The 20,639-nt window shown below is 63.6% G+C and carries 17 protein-coding genes; 5 read left to right on the plus strand and 12 right to left on the minus strand.

What is annotated here, in order from left to right; translation table 11 throughout:
- The first annotated feature begins 11 nt into the window (after positions 1-11).
- From ACWGPT_RS19420 to ACWGPT_RS19435, 4 genes are read left to right on the plus strand one after another with little or no spacing between them, the layout of a single operon-like run.
- Positions 12-1,016 carry a zinc-binding alcohol dehydrogenase family protein gene (locus tag ACWGPT_RS19420; RefSeq protein ID WP_452607283.1) on the plus strand — a complete coding sequence of 335 codons (1,005 nt, stop codon included), beginning with the start codon at positions 12-14 and terminating at the stop codon, positions 1,014-1,016.
- 11 nt (positions 1,017-1,027) lie between these two features.
- A complete protein-coding gene (locus ACWGPT_RS19425; RefSeq protein WP_452607284.1) occupies positions 1,028-1,357 on the plus strand; it encodes an L-rhamnose mutarotase in 330 nt (109 codons plus the stop codon).
- A gap of 29 nt (positions 1,358-1,386) precedes the next feature.
- Entirely contained in the window at positions 1,387-2,121 is a 735-nt protein-coding gene (locus ACWGPT_RS19430) for an SDR family oxidoreductase (protein ID WP_452607285.1), read from the plus strand.
- A gap of 28 nt (positions 2,122-2,149) precedes the next feature.
- A complete protein-coding gene (locus ACWGPT_RS19435; RefSeq protein WP_452607286.1) occupies positions 2,150-3,427 on the plus strand; it encodes an L-fuconate dehydratase in 1,278 nt (425 codons plus the stop codon).
- Between the two features lie 300 nt (positions 3,428-3,727).
- Here ACWGPT_RS19435 and ACWGPT_RS19440 read toward each other — a convergent pair whose 3' ends face one another.
- The 9 genes from ACWGPT_RS19440 to ACWGPT_RS19480 form a co-directional block, all read right to left on the minus strand.
- A complete protein-coding gene (locus ACWGPT_RS19440) occupies positions 3,728-5,143 on the minus strand; it encodes a mannitol dehydrogenase family protein (protein ID WP_452607287.1) in 1,416 nt (471 codons plus the stop codon).
- Positions 5,144-5,145: 2 nt separating this feature from the next.
- Positions 5,146-6,342: a mannonate dehydratase gene (uxuA, locus tag ACWGPT_RS19445; protein ID WP_452607288.1), complete on the minus strand. Its 1,197-nt coding sequence runs from the start codon at positions 6,340-6,342 to the stop codon at positions 5,146-5,148.
- Between the two features lie 9 nt (positions 6,343-6,351).
- Entirely contained in the window at positions 6,352-7,395 is a 1,044-nt protein-coding gene (locus ACWGPT_RS19450) for an L-idonate 5-dehydrogenase (protein ID WP_452607289.1), read from the minus strand.
- Between the two features lie 13 nt (positions 7,396-7,408).
- The gene (locus ACWGPT_RS19455; protein WP_452607290.1) at positions 7,409-8,815 is read right to left on the minus strand and encodes a TRAP transporter large permease; all 1,407 of its coding nucleotides are present in this window, start codon (positions 8,813-8,815) and stop codon (positions 7,409-7,411) included.
- 3 nt (positions 8,816-8,818) lie between these two features.
- Positions 8,819-9,391 (minus strand): TRAP transporter small permease, encoded by a 573-nt coding sequence (locus tag ACWGPT_RS19460; protein ID WP_452607291.1) that lies wholly within the window; start codon positions 9,389-9,391, stop codon positions 8,819-8,821.
- A 78-nt stretch (positions 9,392-9,469) separates the two neighbouring features.
- On the minus strand, positions 9,470-10,447 hold the full coding sequence (locus ACWGPT_RS19465; RefSeq protein ID WP_452607292.1) for a sialic acid TRAP transporter substrate-binding protein SiaP: 978 nt from the start codon (positions 10,445-10,447) through the stop codon (positions 9,470-9,472).
- Positions 10,448-10,487: 40 nt separating this feature from the next.
- Complete coding sequence (locus ACWGPT_RS19470; protein WP_452607293.1) at positions 10,488-11,228, minus strand: FadR/GntR family transcriptional regulator; 741 nt, start codon at positions 11,226-11,228, stop codon at positions 10,488-10,490.
- 132 nt (positions 11,229-11,360) lie between these two features.
- On the minus strand, positions 11,361-11,789 hold the full coding sequence (locus tag ACWGPT_RS19475; protein ID WP_452607294.1) for a hypothetical protein: 429 nt from the start codon (positions 11,787-11,789) through the stop codon (positions 11,361-11,363).
- A gap of 614 nt (positions 11,790-12,403) precedes the next feature.
- On the minus strand, positions 12,404-12,691 hold the full coding sequence (locus tag ACWGPT_RS19480) for a GIY-YIG nuclease family protein (protein WP_452607295.1): 288 nt from the start codon (positions 12,689-12,691) through the stop codon (positions 12,404-12,406).
- A gap of 840 nt (positions 12,692-13,531) precedes the next feature.
- On the opposite strand from ACWGPT_RS19480, the gene ACWGPT_RS19485 reads away from it, so the two are divergent.
- A complete protein-coding gene (locus ACWGPT_RS19485) occupies positions 13,532-14,896 on the plus strand; it encodes a hypothetical protein (RefSeq protein ID WP_452607296.1) in 1,365 nt (454 codons plus the stop codon).
- An 11-nt stretch (positions 14,897-14,907) separates the two neighbouring features.
- On the opposite strand, the gene ACWGPT_RS19490 is transcribed toward ACWGPT_RS19485, so the two are convergent.
- The 3 genes from ACWGPT_RS19490 to ACWGPT_RS19500 form a co-directional block, all read right to left on the minus strand.
- Positions 14,908-17,121, minus strand: coding sequence for a 3-hydroxyacyl-CoA dehydrogenase NAD-binding domain-containing protein (locus tag ACWGPT_RS19490; protein WP_452607297.1), 2,214 nt, complete (start codon positions 17,119-17,121; stop codon positions 14,908-14,910).
- Positions 17,122-17,139: 18 nt separating this feature from the next.
- Positions 17,140-18,348, minus strand: coding sequence for an acetyl-CoA C-acetyltransferase (locus ACWGPT_RS19495; protein WP_452607298.1), 1,209 nt, complete (start codon positions 18,346-18,348; stop codon positions 17,140-17,142).
- A gap of 236 nt (positions 18,349-18,584) precedes the next feature.
- The gene (locus tag ACWGPT_RS19500) at positions 18,585-20,378 is read right to left on the minus strand and encodes an acyl-CoA dehydrogenase C-terminal domain-containing protein (protein WP_452607299.1); all 1,794 of its coding nucleotides are present in this window, start codon (positions 20,376-20,378) and stop codon (positions 18,585-18,587) included.
- Between the last annotated feature and the right edge of the window lie 261 nt (positions 20,379-20,639).

A 20,639-nucleotide genomic window follows, 5' to 3' on the forward strand; every position in this document is an offset into this window, starting at 1 on the left:
GGTTCCCTCCCATGCTTACCATCATGTGCGATTCCCCCGGCAAGCTTACCGCCACCGACCGAGACCGGCCCGCCCGCGGCGAGGGCGAGGTGCTGGTGAAGGTCCGGCGCGTCGGCGTCTGCGGCACGGACATGCACATCTTCACCGGCAACCAGCCCTATCTTTCCTATCCGCGCGTCATGGGCCACGAACTGGCCGGCACCGTCGAGGAGGCACCGGCCGGCGGCCGGCTCAAGGCGGGCGACGTCGTTTCCATCATTCCCTACATTTCCTGCGGCCACTGCAGCGCCTGCCGCAAGGGCAAGACCAACTGCTGCCGCAATATCGGCGTGCTCGGCGTCCACCGCGACGGCGGCATGACCGAGTATCTGAGCCTGCCCGAGCAGTTCGTGCTGAAGGCCGAGGGGCTGACCCTCGACCAGGCCGCACTCGTCGAGTTCCTCGCGATCGGCGCGCATGCCGTGGCACGGGCGAAGGTGGAGGAAGGCCAGCAGGTGCTGGTGGTGGGCGCTGGCCCGATCGGCATGGCGGTCGCGATCTTCGCCCGGCTGAACGGCGGCGAGGTGACCTTCCTCGACGGGCGGGCCGACCGCCTTTCCTTCGCGGCCCGGCATCTCGACGCCCGCACGGTCCAGCTCGGCGAGGGCGACCAGGATGCGCTGTCGGAGATCACCGGCGGCGACTTCTTCGACGTCGTCTTCGACGCGACCGGCAATCCGGGCGCGATGGAGCGGGGCTTCGGCTTCGTCGGCCACGGCGGCACCTATGTGCTGGTCTCGATCGTCGCGAGCGATATCCGCTTTTCCGATCCCGAGTTCCACAAGCGCGAGACCTCGCTGCTGGGCAGCCGCAACGCCACCGTCGAGGATTTCGAGCGCGTCATGGACGCCCTGCGCTCCGGCAAGGTGCCGGAGGCGCTGATCACCCACCGGATGACGCTTGCGGACGTCCCGGAACGATTTGCCGGACTGACCGACCCGGCCGCCGGCGTCGTCAAGGCGCTCATCGAAGTCTGAGGAGACAGTCAATGCAGCGCATGGGCATGGTCATCGGCGTCAAGCCTGGGATGATCGCGGAATACAAGCGGCTCCACGCGGCCGTCTGGCCGGAGATCCTTTCCCTCGTCTCCCGGTGCAACATCCGCAACTACACGATCTTCCTGCGCGAGCCGGAGAACCTGCTGTTCGGCGTCTGGGAGTATCACGGGACCGACTTTCAAGCCGATATGGCGAGGATGGCGGCGGACCCGAAGAACCAGGAGTGGTGGTCCTTCACCATCCCCTGCCAAAGGCCGCTGGAAAGCCGTAAGGAGGGAGAATGGTGGGCCATGATGGAAGAGGTCTTCCATCATGACTGACCGCGCATCGAGACAACCCGAGGAATGACATGACGAAGACCCTTCAAGGAAAGACCGTTCTCATCACCGCCGCCGGCCAGGGCATCGGCCGCGCTTCGGCGATTGCCTTCGCCGAGGCCGGCGCCACCGTTCACGCCACCGACATCAACGAGAAGGCGCTTTCCGAGCTTCCGGCCCTGCCGAACCTCACCGCATCCCGGCTCGACGTGCTGGACGAGGCGGCGGTCAACGCGGCGGTAGCGAAGATCGGCCAGGTGGACGTGCTCTTCAACTGCGCCGGCGTCGTGCATGGCGGCTCGATCCTTGAGATGAAGGACACCGATCTCGACTTCGCCTTCAACCTCAACGTCAGGGCGATGATCCGCACCATCCGCGCCGTCCTGCCGGGCATGCTGGAGCGCAATGACGGCTCGATCATCAACATGGCTTCCGTCGCTTCCAGCATCAAGGGCGTGCCGAACCGCTTCGCCTACGGGACCACGAAGGCGGCGGTCATCGGGCTCACCAAGCACGTCGCGGCGGATTTCGTGACGCAGGGCATCCGCTGCAACTGCATCTGCCCCGGCACGGTCGAGAGCCCCTCCCTGCAGGATCGCATGCGCGCCCAGGGCGACTACGACGCGGCGCGCGCCGCCTTCATCGCCCGCCAGCCGATGGGCCGGCTCGGTTCGCCGGAGGAGATCGCCGATCTCGCGGTCTACATCGCCGGCGCCACCTACACATCCGGCCAGGCCTTCTGCATCGACGGCGGCTGGACCATCTGACCCTTCATCCGACCAACAGAGTTTGCCAATGACCCGCATTACCGACCTTCGCGTCTTCGACCTGCGCTTTCCGACCTCGCAAAGCCTCGACGGCTCCGACGCGATGAATCCGGACCCCGATTATTCGGCGGCCTATGTCATCCTCGATACCGACAGCGACGGCCTGGCCGGCCACGGCCTGACCTTCACCATCGGTCGCGGGAACGACATCTGCTGCATGGCGATCGAGGCGATGCGGCACCTGGTGGTCGGGCAGGAGCTCGAAACCTTCCGCCAGAACCCCGGCCGGTTCTGGCGCCACCTGACGAGCGACAGCCAGCTGCGCTGGATCGGCCCCGACAAGGGCGCCATGCATCTCGCCACCGGCGCGGTCGTCAACGCCTTCTGGGATCTTCTCGCCAAGCAGCAGGGCAAGCCCGTCTGGCAGCTCGTGTCGGAGCTTTCCGCCGAGGAGATCGCCGACATCGTCGACTTCCGCTATCTCACCGACGTGCTGACCAGGGACGAGGCCGTCGCCATCCTGAAGCGTGCGGAGACCGGCAAGGCGGAGCGCATCGCCACGCTGCAGCGGGAGGGCTATGCCTGCTACACCACCTCCGCCGGCTGGCTGGGCTATCCGGAAGACAAGCTCCGCCGCCTCTGCCAGGAAGCGGTCGATGCGGGCTTCAACCACGTCAAGATGAAGGTCGGCCGCGATCTCGAGGACGATATCCGCCGCCTCACCATCGCCCGCGAGGTGATCGGCCCGGACCGCTACCTGATGATCGACGCGAACCAGGTCTGGGAGGTCGGCCAGGCCATCGACTGGGTCAAAAAGCTCGCCTTCGCCAACCCGTTCTTCATCGAGGAGCCGACCAGCCCCGACGACATCGCCGGCCATCGCAAGATCCGCGAGGCCATCGGCCCGGTCAAGGTCGCGACCGGCGAGATGTGCCAGAACCGCATCATGTTCAAGCAGTTCATCGCCGAGGGCGCGATCGACATCGTGCAGATCGATTCCTGCCGCATGGGCGGTCTGAACGAGGTTCTCGCGGTACTGCTGATCGCTGCCAAGTACGATCTTCCCGTCTGGCCGCATGCGGGCGGCGTCGGCCTCTGCGAATATGTCCAGCACCTGTCGATGATCGACTACGTCGCCGTATCCGGCACCAAGGACGGCCGCGTGATCGAGTATGTCGACCACCTGCACGAGCATTTCATCGACCCCTGCGTGATCAAGGACGCCGCCTACATGCCGCCGTCGCGGCCGGGCTTCTCGATCGAGATGAAGCCGGCCTCGATCGCGGAGTACACGTTCAGGGGGTGAGCGGCGTCTCCCGCCGGCGGCTGCCCCTCATCCGGCTACCGCCACCTTCTCCCCGTCGTGACGGGAGAAGGACGCGAAGCCGCACCGCTTCGTCCCATCGCACCGTCCGCGTGAACCTCGCCTCTCTCTCCTGCGCCAAGCAGGGCACATCCCCTCTCCTGCGCCGAGCAGGGCACGTCCCCTCTCCTGCGCCGAGCAGGGCACGTCCCCTCTCCCCGCATGCGGGGAGAGGGTCAGGGTGAGGGGCGGTTCCTCTGCCCTGAGTTAAGTCAGGGCAAGGGGCAACTTTCTGCGGACAGTTCAGATCCGTCCTGCCTCGATGTCCGCCAGCCTGGCGTTGACCAGGTCGCGCCATTCGCGGTTGTCGATCAGCGGCTGCGGGAAGAGGCCCGGCAGGGCGAAGAAGGGGGCGGAGGCGTCGTCGCCGGCGGGCTCGGATGCCGCTGCTCGCAACTCGTCGCGTCGCGGATCGTCGATATCCGGCGTACGCTTGGCGTAGGCGATCCAGAGCGCCGTCGCGAGTGCCGCGGTATCGGCCTCCTCGCCCTTCTCCAGCGCCTCCACCGTTCCGGCGAAGATGCGCTGCGGCAGTTTCTGGCTGCCGTCCATGGCGATCTGCTTCGTCCGATGGGCGATCGTCGGGTTCTCGAAGCGCTCGATCAGCTGGTCGATGTAGTTGTCGAGGTCGATCCCCGGAACCGGATCGAGCGTCCTGCGGGCCGACTGCATGTGGCGGCGGGCAAGGTCCCGGTATTCCGGCACGGCCATGACGTCGCGGACATATTCCAGCCCCTTCGCCTGGCCGAGATAGGCGATCATCGAGTGGGCGCCGTTGAGGAGCCGCAGCTTCATCTTCTCGTAGGGCTCGACGTCACCGACGAAGAGCGCCCCGGCCTTGTCCCAGGCGGGACGGCCGGACACGAAATGGTCCTCGATCACCCATTGCATGAAGGGCTCGGTTTCCAGCGACAGGGCGTCCTCGGCGCCCAGCAGCGCAGCCGCCCTCTCCCGGCCTTCGTCGGTCGCGGCCGGCACGATCCGGTCGACCATGCTGGAGGGAAAGGCGCCGTGGCCGGAAATCCAGGTGGCGAGTGCCTGATCGCGCGCTCCGGCCATCTCGATCACCAGGCGGCGGACGATCCGGCCGTTGGTCGGTAGGTTGTCGCAGCAGAGCACGGTGAAGGGCTCCGTGCCGAGGGCGTGGCGGCGGGCAAGGCCTTCCACGAGATAGCCGATGACGCCCACCGGTTCGCTCGGGTTGGCGAGGTCTGCGGCGACCGAAGGGTGGTTGCGGTCGAGGCCGCCGGTGCGAGGATCGAGGCCATAGGCCTTTTCGGTGACGGTGATCGTGACGATCCGGATCGAGGGGTCGACGAGCAGGGCCAGCAGTTCGTCGCGGTCTTCCACCGCCGAGATGCCGCCGACGATCGAGCCCACGACCTGGACACTCTCGCCGGCACCGCTGCGGGTGACGACGGAATAGAGGTTGTCCTGGGCACGCAGGTCGCGGACGATGTCGAGCGAGCGGAGGCTGACGCCGACGATGCCCCAGTCGCCCGGTTCCTTGGCCAGCGCGAGGTCGTTGTAGACCGCTTGGTGGGCGCGATGGAAGGCGCCCAGTCCGATATGCAGGATGCCGGGCTTCAGGGTCTTCGGGTCGAAGGCCGGCCGGGTGACGGCACCCGGGAGCGTGGTGGAGGCTGACAGTCTATCCATGTTCACGACAATCCGTAGCTGGGGTGGGACAGGGCGCGTTCGATGCCGCGCAGTTCGGCAAGACCCTTGAGGCGGCCGATGGCGGGATAGCCCGGCTGCGCGCCGCGGGTCAGGTCATCGAGGATTTCCTGGCCGTGGTCCGGGCGCATGGGGATCTCGTGATCCGCGCGGCCTTCCGCCCGGCGGCGCTGCTCTTCCTTCAGAAGCTCGGCGACGACCGCCACCATGTCGGTGTGGCCTTCCAGATGCTCGTCCTCGTAGAAGGAGCAGGGGATCGTTTCATCGTCGCGATGGACATTGCGCAGGTGGACGAAATGAATGCGCGAGGCAAAACGCTTCGCCATGGCCGGCAGGTCGTTGTCGCCGCGCGCGCCGAGCGAACCGGTGCAGAAGGTCACGCCATTGGCGCGGCTGTCGACCGCGGCGAGCATGTGGGCATAGTCGGCTTCCGTCGACAGGATGCGCGGCAGGCCGAGCAGCGCCCACGGCGGATCGTCGGGGTGGGCGCAGATGTTGATGCCGACGCGTTCGGCGACCGGCGTGACTTCCGTGAGGAAGTCCACGAGGTTCTGCTGCAGCTTCTCCCTGCTGATGCCGTCATAGGTGGCGAGATGGTCGCGCAGCTGCGGCAGCGTATAGCCGTCCGCCGAGCCCGGAAGCCCCGCGCCGACATTCTTCGACAGCGCCCCCCGGCGCTCGTCGGTCATCTCGGCAAAGCGCCTGGCCGCCTTCTCGCGAAGCGCCCCGTCGTAGTCTCCGGCCGCGCCCGGCCGCTCGAGCAGGTGGATGTCGAAGGCGACGAAGTCGACCAGGTCGAAGCGCATCGCCTTTGCCCCGTGGCGGGCCGTCCAGCGGAGCTCGGTGCGGGTCCAGTCGAGGACCGGCATGAAGTTGTAGCAGACCGTGCGGATGCCGCTTTCGGACAGGCGGCGCAAGGTCTCCTGCCAGTTGGCGATGTGCTGCTTCCACTCGCCCGTCTGGGTCTTGATGCTTTCGGAGACCGGCACGCTTTCGACCACGTCCCATACGAGCCCGCCCGCCCTGATCGCCTCATGGCGCCTGGCGATCTCTTCGACGGGCCAGACGTCGCCGGTCGGGATGTGATGGAGGGCGCTGACGATGCCCGTTGCGCCGGCCTGGGCTGCATCCTCCACGCTTACCTTGTCAACCGGGCCGAACCAACGCCACGTATGCCGCATGAGTGCTCCTCAGGAGAGAAATGTCAGTTGAACCTTGCAGGCGGCGGAACGATCGCCCGCCTGCTCGAATGCCGCCACTACGTCGGTGACGGGAAAACTGTGCGAGATGATCGGCCGCACGTCGATTTCGCGACGTCCGATCAGGTCCGCGGCCTGCGCGAATTCCGCATCGAAGCGCTGGGAGCCGATCCACGCGAGCTCCTTGCCGACCAGCGCGTTGAGCGGGACGGCGACATCGCCGGTGACGCCGACCTGGACGATCGTGCCGCGCGGCTTCACCGTCGCCACGGCCGTCCGGATCGCCGGCGCGGCGGCGGAACACTCGAAGGCCACGTCGAACCATCCCTTGTCCGCCTCGAAGGCCGAAAGCTCGTCCGCTGCGCTCGCCACATTGATCGTGCGCGTCGCGCCCATCGCCGAGGCCCGCTCCAGCGCCGCATCGGTGAGATCGGTCACGACGATCTCGCCGGCACCCGCATGGCGCGCGGCCGCGGTGACCAGGACCCCGATCGGCCCGGCGCCCGTGACGAGCACGCGCTTGCCGAAAAGATCGCCCGCGCGGCTCACCGCATGGAGGCAGACGGCGAGCGGTTCGGCGCAGGCGGCCTCCCCTGCCGTCACGCCTTCGCCTACCGCCACGCACTGCCTTGCCGGCACGACCAGCCAGTCGCGGAACATTCCCTGGGCATGCGGCAGGCGCATTGCGCTGCCCATGAACTGCATGTCCAGGCAGTGGATAGCCAGGCCATCGCGGCAGAAGCGGCAATGACCGCACGGCCGGCTGGGGTTGACCGCGACCAGCGCGCCTACGGCAAGGCCCGAGACGCCCGCGCCGAGCGTCTCCACATATCCGGAGGCTTCGTGGCCGGGAATGATCGGCTCGCGTACCCGGACGGGGCCGAAGCCGCCGTCCTGGTAATAGTGGAGGTCGGAGCCGCAAATGCCGCCGGCCGCCATCCTGAGCAGGACCTCGCCTTCGCCGGGAGCGGCGACCGCCGCTTCCTCGACCTTGAGGTCCCGCTCTCCGTACAGGCGGGCAAGCCGCGTCCGCATCACGCCGTCCTTCCTATCGCAGCAGGCCGAGCTGCGTCGGCAGCCAGAGCGTGATCGCCGGCACGAAGGTGATCAGCAGCAGCGCGACGAAGAGCGGGATCATCCAGGGCAGGATCGCCATGGTCGTCCGTTCGATCGAGAGCTTCGATATCCGCGAGAGGACGAAGAGCACCATGCCCACCGGCGGCGTCAGCAGGCCGATCATCAGGTTGAGGGTGAAGATCAGGCCCATGTGCACCGGATCGATGCCATAGCGCGCGGCGATCGGCATCAGGATCGGGACCAGGATGCTGATGGCGGCAATGGTATCGAGGAAGGCGCCGACGATCAGCAGGACGATGTTGACGATGATCAGGAACGTCCACCAGTTGTCCGTCAGCGAGAACATGAAGTCGGAGAACAGCTGGGCCGCCTGGCTGACCGTCAGCAGCCATGCGAAGATCGAGGCCGTGGTGACGATGAAGAGAACCGAGGCCGTGGTCTCGATCGTATCGAAACTCGCCTTGGCAAGGGTCTTCAGCGTCATGGTGCGGTAACGCACGAGCCCGAGGAAGAGCGACCAGATGACCGCGGCAACCGCGGCTTCAGTCGGCGTGAACCAGCCCATGGTCATGCCGCCGATCAGGAGAACCGGCGTCATCAGCGCCATCACGGCGGAGAAGTCGAAATACCAGTCGAGAGCGATCAGCGCGACCAGGGCGATGAGGACGGCGATGTTGATGGAAAGGCCGGCCAGGACCAGCAGGTAGACGGCGATCGGGAAGCAGAAGACGATGACGATTTCGAGCGACGCCGAGAGCAGCTTCTTCAGTTCGAACGGCGTGTCGGAACCCCAGCCCTTGCGATAGGCGAAGATGACGACGGTGATCATCATCAGCAGCGTCATGACGATGCCGGGCAGGATGCCGGCCATGAACAGCGCGCCGATCGAGACGTTCGCCATCATGCCGTAGATGACGAAGGGGAGCGAGGGCGGGAAGATCGGGCCGAGGGTTGCCGACGCGGCGGTGACGCCGACGGCGGCTTCCACCGGATATCCGTGGTCCTTCATCGCCTTGATCTCGATCGTGCCGATGCCGGCGGCATCCGCCAGCGCCGTTCCGGACATGCCGGAGAAGACGACGGAGCCGATGATGTTGACCTGCGCCAGTCCACCCTTCATCCAGCCGACGAGGGAGAGCGCGAAGTGATAGATGCGGCCGGTGACGCCCGCGATGTTCATCAGGTTGCCGACGAGGATGAAGAAGGGGACGGCGATGAGCGGGAAGCTCTCGACGCCGGCGATCATCCGCTGGGCGGCGATAATGTCCGGCGCGACGCCGTAGATGACGAGGTAGAGCAGCGAGGCGACGCCGAGCGACACGGCGATCGGCGCGCCGACGATCATGAGAAGCAGGAAGGATCCGATGAGAAGCAGCATTGGTCAGATCCCCTGTACGCCGGTTTCGTTCGCCTGTTCGCGAACGGTCTTTCCGTTGATCATGTCTTTGACGAAGTTCTGGACGGAGCGCGCCAGCATCAGCGCGAAGGCGGCGAAGACGGTGTAGAAGACGTAGCCGCGCGGCAGGTTTACGGTGACCATGCGCTCCTTGCCGACAATGCCGATATAGCGCCACATGAGCCAGGTCGTGTAGGCGAAGAAGCCGATGACGATGCAATCGACCGCGAGTTCGAAGGCCCGGCGAACCCTCGGCGACATGAACTGGTAGATGAAGTCCACGGAGATGTGGCGGGCCATCCGCACGCACATGACGGACCCCAGGAACACGATCACCACGAGGCAGTTGGCGGCGATTTCCTCGGTCCATGCCAGGCTGTTGTTCAGCGCGTAGCGGGTGAAGAACTGCAGGAAGACGCAGAGCGCCATGCCCCAGAAGATCGCCATGTTCACCCAGTCTTCCACCGCATAGGGCGACAGGTCGACGGGACCGCTATCCTCCTCGAAGGCATGCGCCATCTGATCCACGCTCACGGGGGCGTGCTGTTGTTCGCTCATCGGAAAACTCCGCGTATTCGTCATAAAAGATGCAAAAGCGGCGCCCGATGCCTTCCGCACCGGGCGCCGCAGAGGCGTTTACTGGACGGCGCGGATCGCTTCCCAGTCTTCCTTGGTGTAGCCGAACTCCTCGAGCGTGACCTTCTCCATGACGGTCTTCTCGAAGTCGGCCTTGTCGACCTCGGTGACGCTCAGGCCGTCGGCCTTGAACTTGGCGACCAGCGCGTTCTCGCGCTCTTCGACGATCTTGGTGGCGCGCTCGGCCGCTTCAGCCATGACATCGCTGAAGATCTGCTTGTCCTCGTCGGAAAGGTTCGACCACAGCGTCGGCGACACGACGGTGTTCAGGTGGTCGACGATATGGCCGGTGAGAACGATGTTCTTCTGCACTTCGAAGAACTTCTTGGCCTCGATGGTGGTCAGCGGGTTTTCCTGGGCTTCGACCGTGCCGTTCTGGAGCGCGAGATAGACTTCCGCGAACGCGATCGGCGTGGTGTTGGCGCCGCAGGCGCGCGGCATGGCGAGGTAGGCCGGAACGTCCGGAACGCGGATCTTCAGGCCGGCCATGTCGGCGCATTTCTCGATCGGCTTGTTGGCCGTCGTGTGGCGCGTGCCGTAGTAGGTGACGGCGGTGATCTTGTTGCCGCCGGAAGCTTCCTCGTAGCCCTGGGCGAGCTTCTTGAACACGTCGCTCTTGGTATAGGCGATCAGGTGGTCGGCATCGCGGAAGATGTAGGGGAAGTAGGTGACGCCGATCGGCGCGTATTCGCGCGAGGCGAAGCTGGAGCCGGAGATGATGATGTCGACGGTGCCGAGCTTGAGGCCCTGGTTGATATCGGCTTCCTTGCCGAGCTGCGAGGCCGGGAAGACGTCGATCTTGTAGCGGCCATCGGTGCGCTTGGCGATCTCTTCCGCCGCCCAGACCGATTCCGTGTGGAAGGGCTCGGACGTCTCGTAGACATGCGCCCACTTGAGGACCGTCTGCGCCTGGGCCGTCAGGGCCGAGGCCAGCACGGCGACCGTTGCGCCGAGGATGGTGGTGAGTTTCAGTTTCATGGGTTCTCCTCCGGGTTGAACTGAATGGTCTTTTTGGCCGTCAGCCGCCGGCGCTTCTCCAGGCGGCGGGTATCGCGCCGTCGGACGGCTCCTCTCCGAAACTTTCCGACAGGCGAATCTGGGACTGGTCGAGATGGCCGCGCATGGCGGCCCGCGCCGCTTCCGGATCGCGGGTGGCGATGGCATCGCGGACGGCGCGGTGCTCCTCGAGCGCCGTGCGCCAGGTCTGCGGGTTCTCGAAATAGCTCGCCAGCCGCTCGAAATAGCGGGTCAGGCGAAGGTCGTGGATCTGGCCGACGAAGCGGCTGAGAGTGGCGTTGCCGGTGATGGCGGCGACCGCCATGTGAAATTCGCGGTCGAGCCTGAGCGCCGCCGGCCGGTCCTCCAGCGCCTCGCCCATGCGGGCGAGATTGGCGTCGAGAACGGCAATCTGGTCAGGCCGGACGACGCGGGCCGCCTCCTCGACGATGGCGCATTCGACAATGGCGCGGGCCCGCAACAGTTCGAACGGGCCTTCCGCCTCGCCCTCCGGACGGGGCTCCCCGTCGTTCAGCGGTGCGGCGACATAGACGCCGGAACCCATGCGGATGTGGACGAAACCTTCGACCTCCAGCACGATCAGCGCTTCGCGGACGGTAGGGCGGGAGACGGCAAGCAGTTCCGCGAGCTCACGCTCCGGCGGCAGCTTCTCGCCCGGCACGAACGTGCCGCGGCCGATGAGGCTGCGCATCTGGTCCGCCACCTGACGATAAAGGCGGCGCGATTCCACGACAGAAAACATGAACCCTCCCGGCGCGCCCTCCACGACACGCCACTGGTAAGCTGGCCTTACCAGTTCCCGATTCATACATTCCTGTCTGACAACCTGTCAATGGTATACCGTGGACGACAGGTGGAGGAAATCCATCTCCCACTATCCTGCCTTCGGCTCGTCACCCGCCCCGTCTTCCGCCGGCCAGTCACTGGGGCGGCCGTTGTATTTCGGGCCGTCATCCACTTCCGGCGGGCAACCGAAGGCGGCGTGGAAGGCAGCGAGCACTTCCGGCTGGCGCAGGCCGTTCGGGCCGACGCAGGGCGGGAAGGAATCGTGCCAGCGCGGCTCTCCGGTGTATTGCTTTTCCGTCAGGAAGCCCCGGCAGGCGCGGGCCCGGCGGCAGGCGGGAATGTCGCAGGTCTTCCAGTAGCCGAGATAGCTCGTGACACGCTGGGTCAGCTTCTGAAATTCGCGCGACTTCTGGCGCGGGGTGAGCTCCTCGAAGGTGGCGACCGTATATCCCGGCAGATAGGGCCGGTTCCGGGACTCCCGCCAGAGGCGCATTTTTTCTTCCTTGCTTTCGGCCATGTCTTCTCCTCGCTTTCGGGCACGGGTTGGCGTTCACGCGGGCTGCATGTCTTCTTCATCCTGCTGGAGAGCCCACACGGATGCGGAACCTCACTTGTTGTTTAGTCTGTGGCTCCGCATCCGCGTGGCCTTCGGCGTTCTTTCGGGGCGTCCAGCCCCTACAGGTGATTGCCTCGTCTCTCTGCGTGGTTTTTGCTTCGCATGATCTTGTCCGAAAACCGCTTCACACTTTTCGGGATCATGCGTTACTCCACCACCTCCACGGCTTTCCCGAACCGGACATGGCTGCCCGGGGGAGACTTGATAGGAGCGATGCCTTGCCGGCCCGCTCCATGGCCCTCACCTCTTCCACCCTCCCCGCACGTTACGGCTCGGATGGAAGCACCGACCCCCGCCTGCCCGCGACCGTCTCGCGAAACACTCCGGCGACGGAGGCGGGGGTATTATGGGAGCGGGTCATGGGTGCGGGGATGACGGGGGATGAAAAAAATCTCCTCGCCTGCAAAATCCAGCACTTGGCCGGTGGCCAAGATGCTGATTTTGCTCGGTCTCCGGCAAGGGGCGAGGAGAGGGGGCGCGATTTTCGGCGGCGGGGCGTTCACGTTTTGGGGGGATCATAAGAGCCAGGCCGAGATATCTTCCCAGTCCGGATTAACGCTCTCGATCAGGTTGAGCTTCCACGCGCGCCGCCATTTCTTGATGGTCTTTTCTCGCCGGATCGCATCGACGACCAGATCGTGGATCTCGAACCAGACAAGCGTCTTCACGCCATATCGGCTCGTGAACCCGGGCGTCAGGTTGTTCTGGTGTTCGTAGAGACGGCGCGGCAGATCCGACGTTACGCCGGTGTAGAGCGTCCCGTTGCGCTGCGAGGCAAGGATGTAGACATAGCCCTGGCGCATCCGCAGATCATGCCAGCACGCACGCAACATGCAAGACCTCGCGCTAACGCTGCTTTTGACTGCGTGCCGGTGACCCTGCCCCGTCATCCCGGCCTTGAGCCGGGATCCAGCCGCCGCGCGTCTGCGCGGCGAGAGCACTCGTTGCTGGCGACGACGGAGTCTTTCGCGCCGCCGACGCGGCGCTGCTGGATTCCTGTGACAAGCACAGGAATGACGGAGGAGAGGGCGCCTCCCTTCGATATCCAACCACCGTGGCCGTTTGAAATACAGGTCCGCTACTCCAGCCCACACTAGCCGCCGCTGCTGGTATGCTGTCCGTTTGGAATAGGGCCGCTTGACCCTCCCCTAAGGTCTAGGCATGAATTACCTACGAAAAGCGTTTGAGGGGGAATTATGCGCTTCCGGAACATTTCAAACTGGGAGGATCCCACGAGGGATTCACTGCTCTTATATTTTGCGCAAAGACTTGATGAGCTAACATTTGAATACACGCTTGATAGCTACAGGTCTCCTACACTAAACGCCCCCTTCTTGATCGGCGAGTGTCTGAAGGCAATTTCAAGTCATGAAACTCGCGGACTTCCAGCCAGTTCGGTCTTACACATCCTTGATGAAACGGAAGAGAGGCTTCGGGACAACGTCGTCGTAAAAGCCCTATTAAGCATCCGCCTTGAGAACTACTTGTCTTTCAATCGAGACGATCTGAATAGCATAAAATCCCGCCTTAGAGTACTTCGGCAGGAGTTAGAACCCAGAACATACGCCTTAAAGTGCTTCCAACTTATCAAACATAGGATAGGCACATCCGAAAAGCGGCAGATTGACTTTCTGGCAAGCGAGATGGTCACCACTCTCCAGAATTTAAAGGTCAGCGCCTTTCATATAAACAGCACCGTCCGAGAATTTTTCTTCGGAACTCGAACTATCTCAGGGGCAGAGGATTTAGACGACTTTTTTAGGGAAGTCTTCCCACATCATCATACATTCAAAATATGCCTCACCATTGAGACGCCTCTTCATCACCTGAAGCCGCAGATCCTCAGTGTGTTTGACATCACTTTAAGTGATAAGCTGCCGGACGAATTCAAAAAACAGGCTGGTCGCGGAGCCTTGAGCAAGCGATCAGCGGCTGCGAATTATCTGCTCGTGGAAAAGGTGAGTGCTCCTGATCGCTATTCAGCTATCGAAGTCGCAAAGAAGCGAATCAGGCGAGTACATGATCTATTTGGCCTCTTCCATCACAAAGAAGCCTTCCGGATTTCAGAACACGCCTCCGCAATTCAAACATGTTGCAGTGGCGTAACGTCCACAGTGAAAACTTCTGTCAATCGCATGCATTTCGTCAGCGATAACAAGCCCGAGCAGGCGGCCGTGAAGGTCGACCATCTAATCAGGAATCTTAATCTTCCCAAGGGCTCAGACAAGAACAAATTCTTCCAGATACTGGACTTCCACGGATTAAGTATAAAAACAAGTGATATCGAGAATCAACTATTAAATCTGTGGACATGCCCAGAAACACTAGTGCCTGCTAAACCGTCCAACTCCATTATATCGAATGTAGCATCAGGCGCTCTTCCCTTTATTGGCCTACGCTATTTCCGAAGGCTATTCGAAACGGTGACCTTTGATATCGTTCGCTGGGATAGGCGAGCATTAGGGAAAATCCTGCATAAAGTCGACAATATCGATGAACTAGATCTGGTCGAGAAGGTTTTCTATCTAACATGCGTGACTAACAACGAAGCTCACCTCGCGGAACTATTCGCGAAGCTGCAGAACTTCGAGTTACTTCGTTACAGGCTGTACTCACTGCACCAGATTTTTACTTCCACAAGCAGGACAGTAGCCGCTCTAGAAAGGCATCAGAGGCGTGTTGAATGGCAGCTTCATCGAATTTACAGAACACGCAACTCTATAATCCATTCGGGAAATGTACCACCGTTCACCGCGAATTTGGTCGCAAATGCGCACGACTACTTCGACCAGATCTTCGCGCTGAGCTGCGAGTTCTGTAGCGGCACTAACGGGTTTAGTACCTATACAGATTGCTTCGAGTACACCGGTTGGCTGTTCGACCAGTACAGAGATGACTTGAAGAATGCATCCGGCCCTTCGGTAGATACCGTAAACAAGATCCTGTGGAAGAAGCTGCGGGCCCCCGACAAGGCTGACTTCTTCCGACAAGTTGAAGTGGATAGTTGACTGAAGGCGGCCTAAGCCGCCTTCTCCACTTCCCCATACGGGTCGAACCGGCCGTAGAAGGTCTCGCCCTTGGCGGCCATGTCCTTGAGCAGCGGGGTCGGCTTGAAGTGGTCGCCGTATTGGGCGGCGAGCTTCTCGGCCAGGTCCACGAAGGTCTTCACGCCCATGCCGTCGATGTAGGAGAGGGTGCCGCCCGTGTAGGGGGCGAAGCCGAAGCCGAGGATGGAGCCGACGTCGGCTTCGCGGGGGTCGGTGACGATGCCTTCTTCCACGGTGCGGGCGGCTTCGAGCGCGATGGTCACCAGGAAGCGCTGCTTCAGGACGTTGACGTCGACCTCGGAGGCGGGCTTCTGGGGGTAGAGGTCCTTCAGGCCCGGCCAGAGGAACTTCTTGGCGGGCTTGGCGGGGTATTCGTAGAAGCCCTTGCCGTTCTTGCGGCCGCGGCGGTCGAGTTCGTCGACCATCCTGTCGATGAGCTTCATGTGCTCCGGCTTGACGGAGGCCGGGCCGAGATCGGCGATCGAGGCGCGCATGATCTTCTGCGAGAGATCGACGGCCACCTCGTCGTTGAGCGAGAGCGGGCCGACCGGCATGCCGGCCATCTTGGCGGCATTCTCGATCATCGCCGCCGGCACGCCCTCGGCCAGCATGTCATAGGCCTCGTTGATGTAGCGGAAGACGCAGCGGTTGACGAAGAAGCCGCGCGTGTCGTTGACGACGATCGGCGTCTTCCTGATCTTGCCGACGAAATCGAGCGCCATGGCGAGCGCCTTGTCGCCGGTCTTCTCGCCGAGGATGACCTCGGTCAGCATCATCTTTTCCACCGGCGAGAAGAAGTGGACGCCGATGAACTGGTCCGGGCGCTTCGAATTCTCGGCAAGGCCGGTGATCGGCAGGGTCGAGGTGTTGGAGGCGAAGATGGTGGTGGGGGCGATGACGGCTTCCACCTGCTCGATGACGGCCTTCTTGACGGCGCGGTCCTCGAAGACCGCCTCGACCACGAGATCGACGTCGGAGAGTGTCGAATAGTCCGGCGTCGGGGTGACGAGGGAAAGCAGCTTCTCGCCTTCCTCCTTGGTCATGCGGCCCTTGCCGACGGAGTCGGAGACCAGCTTTTCGGAGACGGCCTTGCCCTTGTCGGCGGCTTCCTGGTCGCGGTCGATGAGGACGACGGGGATGCCGGCTGCGGCCGTGACATAGGCGATCGAGGCGCCCATGAAGCCCGCACCGACGACGCCGACCTTTTTGATCTCCGTCTTCGGCACGCCTGCCGGGCGGCGGGCGCCCTTGCCGAGTTCCTGCATGGAGACGAAGAGCGAGCGGATCATCGAGAAGGCCTCGGTGGTCTGCAGGATCTGCGTGAAATAGCGCTGCTCGACCTTGAGCGCGGTATCGAAGGGCAGCTGCAGGCCCTCGTAGACGCATTTGAGGATCGCAAGCGCGCCCGGGTAATTGCCGGCGGTCTCGCGACGCAGGATCGCCGGGGCTGCCGGGAAAAGCTGGGCTGCCGCAGGCGTCCAGACGCCGCCGCCCGGAACCTTGAAGCCCTTCTCGTCCCAGGGGGCGACGGGCTTCAGGCCGTCCTTGATCATCTGTCTGGCGGCCGGGATCAACTGATCCGGCTCGATGACCTGGTGGACGAGGTTCATGGCCTTGGCGCGGCTTGCCGTCAGGTTCTGGCCCGTCGTCATCATCTGCAGGGCGTCCTGCGCGTTTGCCAGGCGCGGCACGCGCTGGGTGCCGCCGGCGCCGGGGAAGATGCCGACCTTGACTTCGGGCAGCGCGATCTTGACCGCCTTCGAATTGGCGGCGACGCGACCGTGGCAGGCGAGCGAGAGTTCAAAGGCGCCGCCCATGCACACACCGTTGATCGCCGAAACCCACGGCTTGCCGCAGGTCTCGATGCGGCGGAAGAGCTGCGACATGCGGCCGGCGGCATCGAAGAGCTTCCGGACGGCGGCCTGCGAGTCCTTCGCCTTCTCCTCGGTGAGCATGGAGAACATGCCCTTGATCATGGTGAGGTCGGCGCCGCCGGAGAAGGAGGACTTGCCGGAGGTGAAGACGACACCCTTGACGGCCTCGTCGGAGGTGGTCGCCTCGAGGATCTGCTCGATCTCGTCCATCACCTCGACGGTGAAGACGTTCATCGACTTGTCCTTCATGTCCCAGGTGACGAGTGCGATGCCGTCCGCGTCGGTTTCGACGGTGAAGTTCTTGTAGGTCATGATTTTTCCTCCCCGGTCTCAGACGCGTTCGATGATGGTGGCGGTGCCCATGCCGGCGCCGATGCAGAGCGTGACGAGCGCGGTGTTCAGGTCGCGCCGCTCCAGTTCGTCGAGCACGGTGCCGAGGATCATGGCGCCGGTGGCCCCGAGCGGGTGGCCCATGGCGATCGCGCCGCCGTTGACGTTCATCCTGTCGTGCGGAATGTCGAAGGCCTGCATGTAGCGCAGGACGACGGCGGCGAAGGCTTCGTTCAGTTCGAAGAGGTCGATATCGGCGAGCGTCATGCCGGAGCGCTTCAGGAGCTTTTCGGTGACGTCGACCGGGCCCGTCAGCATCAGCGCCGGGTCGGAGCCGATATTGGTGAAGTGGCGGATGCGGGCGCGCGGCCGGATGCCCATCGCCTCGCCGCCGGCCCTGGAGCCGATCAGCACGGCGGCGGCGCCATCGACGATGCCGGAGGAATTGCCGGCATGGTGGACATAAGTGATCTTCTCGACTTCCGGATGGGCCTGGATGCCGACGGCCTCGAAGCCGCCCATCTCGCCGGGCATCTGGAAGGAGGGGTTCAAGGAGGCGAGCGACTGCATGTCGGTGCCGGGACGCATGTGCTCGTCACGGTCGAGGATGGTCAGGCCGTTCTGGTCCTTCACCGGGATGACGGACTTCTCGAAATAGCCCTTTTCCCAGGCATTGGCGGCCCGCTTCTGGCTTTCCACGGCATAGCCGTCGACATCGTCGCGGGAAAAGCCGTACTTGGTGGCGATGAGGTCGGCGGAGACGCCCTGCGGCATGAAATAGGCCGGGAAGTTGACCGAGGGATCCATGTACCAAGCACCGCCGGACATGCCCATGCCGACGCGCGACATCGATTCCACGCCGCCGGCGATGACGATGTCGTCGGAGCCGGCCGCGACCTTGCCGGCGCCGAAGTTCACGGCGTCGAGGCCGGAGGCACAGAAGCGGGAGATCTGCATGCCGGGCGCGGCGAAGGAATAGCCGGCCTCGAAGGCGGCAGCCTTGGGAATGACGGCGCCGGAATCCATGACCGGATCGACGCAGCCGAAGATGATGTCGTCGACGGTCGAGGTGTCGAGGCCATTCCTGTCGCGGATCGCCTCGAGGGTCTTCGCCGCAAGGCGGACGGACGGAACCTCATGCAAGGAACCGTCCTTCTTGCCGCGGCCGCGCGGCGTGCGGACGTGATCGTAAATGAAGACTTCGGTCATGGTGTCATCTCCCTGGTCGGCGCCAAGCGCCTTTCAATTCTGTCTAACGCCCGGCCGGTCGCCTCCGGTCCCGGGCGTTCGAAGCTCGAAACGATCACCGGATCGTTTCGCCGGCCAAGCCGACCGCCTGTTACCCCCGTCACCAACCCGGCATCTCTCCGTTGCGGGAGAGAAAGTAATCTCGACATCTTGGCGCAGCCAGGTGCCAGAAATTGCGAGTGAGGGGCTCACTGCGATCAGAATGCTTCCGCGGCCAGTTCCATCATGGTGTCGGCGCCGGTTTCGATGCGCGCCTTGCGCAGGGCCGTCTCCGGCATGATGCGCTCCATGTAGAATTTCGCGGTCACGAGCTTGGTCTTCAGGTAGTCCTCCCGCGCGTCGCCGGCGGCGATGCCGGCCTGGGCCGCCTTCGCCATCTTCGCCCACATGTAGCCGAGGGTGACGAGGCCGAAGAGGTGCATGTAATCGGTCGAGCCGGCACCGGCATTGTCCGGCTTGGCCATTGCGTTCTGCATAAACCACATGGTGGAGGCCTGCAGGTCGTTCAAGCCCTTCTTCAGGGCCTTGGTGAACGGCGCCATCTCCTCGTCGGCGCGGTTCTCCTCGCAGAAATCGCCGATTTCCTTGAACATGGCCATGACGGCGCGGCCGCCGTTCAGGGCCAGCTTGCGGCCGACGAGATCGAGAGCCTGGATGCCGTTGGCGCCTTCGTAGATCATCGCGATGCGGGCATCGCGGACATACTGGCTCATGCCCCATTCCTCGATATAGCCGTGGCCGCCATAGACCTGCTGGGCCATGACCGCATGGTCGAAGCCCTTGTCGGTCAGCACGCCCTTGAGGATCGGGGTCGCGAGTCCGAGAAGGTCGTCGGCGTTCTGGCGCTCGGCGGCGTCTTCCGACCGGTGGGCGATATCGGACTTCAGCGCCGTCCACAGCATGAAGGCGCGGCCGGCCTCATTGAAGGCCTTGATGGTCATCAGCGTGCGGCGGATGTCCGGATGGACGATGATCGGGTCGGCCTTCTTCTCAGGCGCCTTGACGCCGGAGAGCGAGCGGCCCTGGATGCGTTCGCGGGCGTAGGTGACGGCGTTCTGGTAGGCCACTTCGGCAATCGACAGGCCCTGCAGACCGACGCCCAGGCGGGCTTCGTTCATCATCACGAACATGGCCGCGAGGCCCCTGTTCTCGGTGCCGAGCAGGTAGCCGGTCGCCTCGTCATAGTTCATGACGCAGGTAGAATTGCCGTGGATGCCCATCTTGTGCTCGATGGCGCCGCAGGAAACCGAATTGCGTTCGCCGACCGAACCGTCCTCGTTGACGATGAACTTCGGCACGATGAAGAGCGAAATGCCCTTGGTTCCTTCCGGCGCGCCCTCGATGCGGGCGATCACCAGGTGGATGATGTTGTCGGTCATGCCGTGCTCGCCGGCGGAGATGAAGATCTTCTGGCCGGAGATCTTGTAGGAACCGTCACCGTTGGGGACGGCCTTGGTGCGCAGGAGCCCGAGGTCGGTGCCGCAATGCGGCTCGGTCAGGTTCATGGTGCCGGACCAGCTGCCCTCGACCATCTTCGGCAGGTAGGTCTGCTTCTGCTCGTCGGAACCGTGGACCAGGATCGCGGCGATCGCGCCTTGTGTGAGGCCGGGATACATCATCAGCGACATGTTGGCGGACGACATGTATTCGCCGACCGCGGCATGCAGCGTGTAGGGCAGGCCCTGGCCGCCGAATTCCTCCGGAACGGCAAGCCCGATCCAGCCGCCCTGGCAATACTGGTCATAGGCTTCCTTGAAGCCGTTCGGAACGGTGACCGTGCCGTCGTCGTGGCGCGTGCAGCCTTCCTGGTCACCCGAAAGGTTGAGCGGGAAAAGCGCTTCCTCGGCCACCTTTGCGGCTTCGCCGAGAATGGCCTCGATCATGTCCGGGGAGGCATCGGCGAAGCCCGGCAGGTTTCCGTAGCGCTCCAGGCCAAGCACGTCATTGAGTACGAAAAGGGTATCGTTAACCGGCGCCTTGTAGACGGGCATGGTCGAGCTTCCTCCATAGACCTCGCGCGGACGGTTGGGTCCGCCATCATGAAGCCATGAATAATTGACGTTTGCGTAAACGTCAAACAGCCGGTGCCGATTTTTTCGATTTGCCCGCCTCGTGCCGGGCCCGCCGATCGCCGCCGCGAGGGCAAACCTCACGCAAAGGTTAAAAACTCCGCGGGGCTTAACCGCTTGTTTACCACGTTTGGCCAAATTGCACTTGGAAAAGGCCCGTTTGCAGCACCCGCGGCCCGTTCC

The sequence above is a fragment of the Pseudorhizobium sp. NPDC055634 genome (assembly GCF_053618655.1).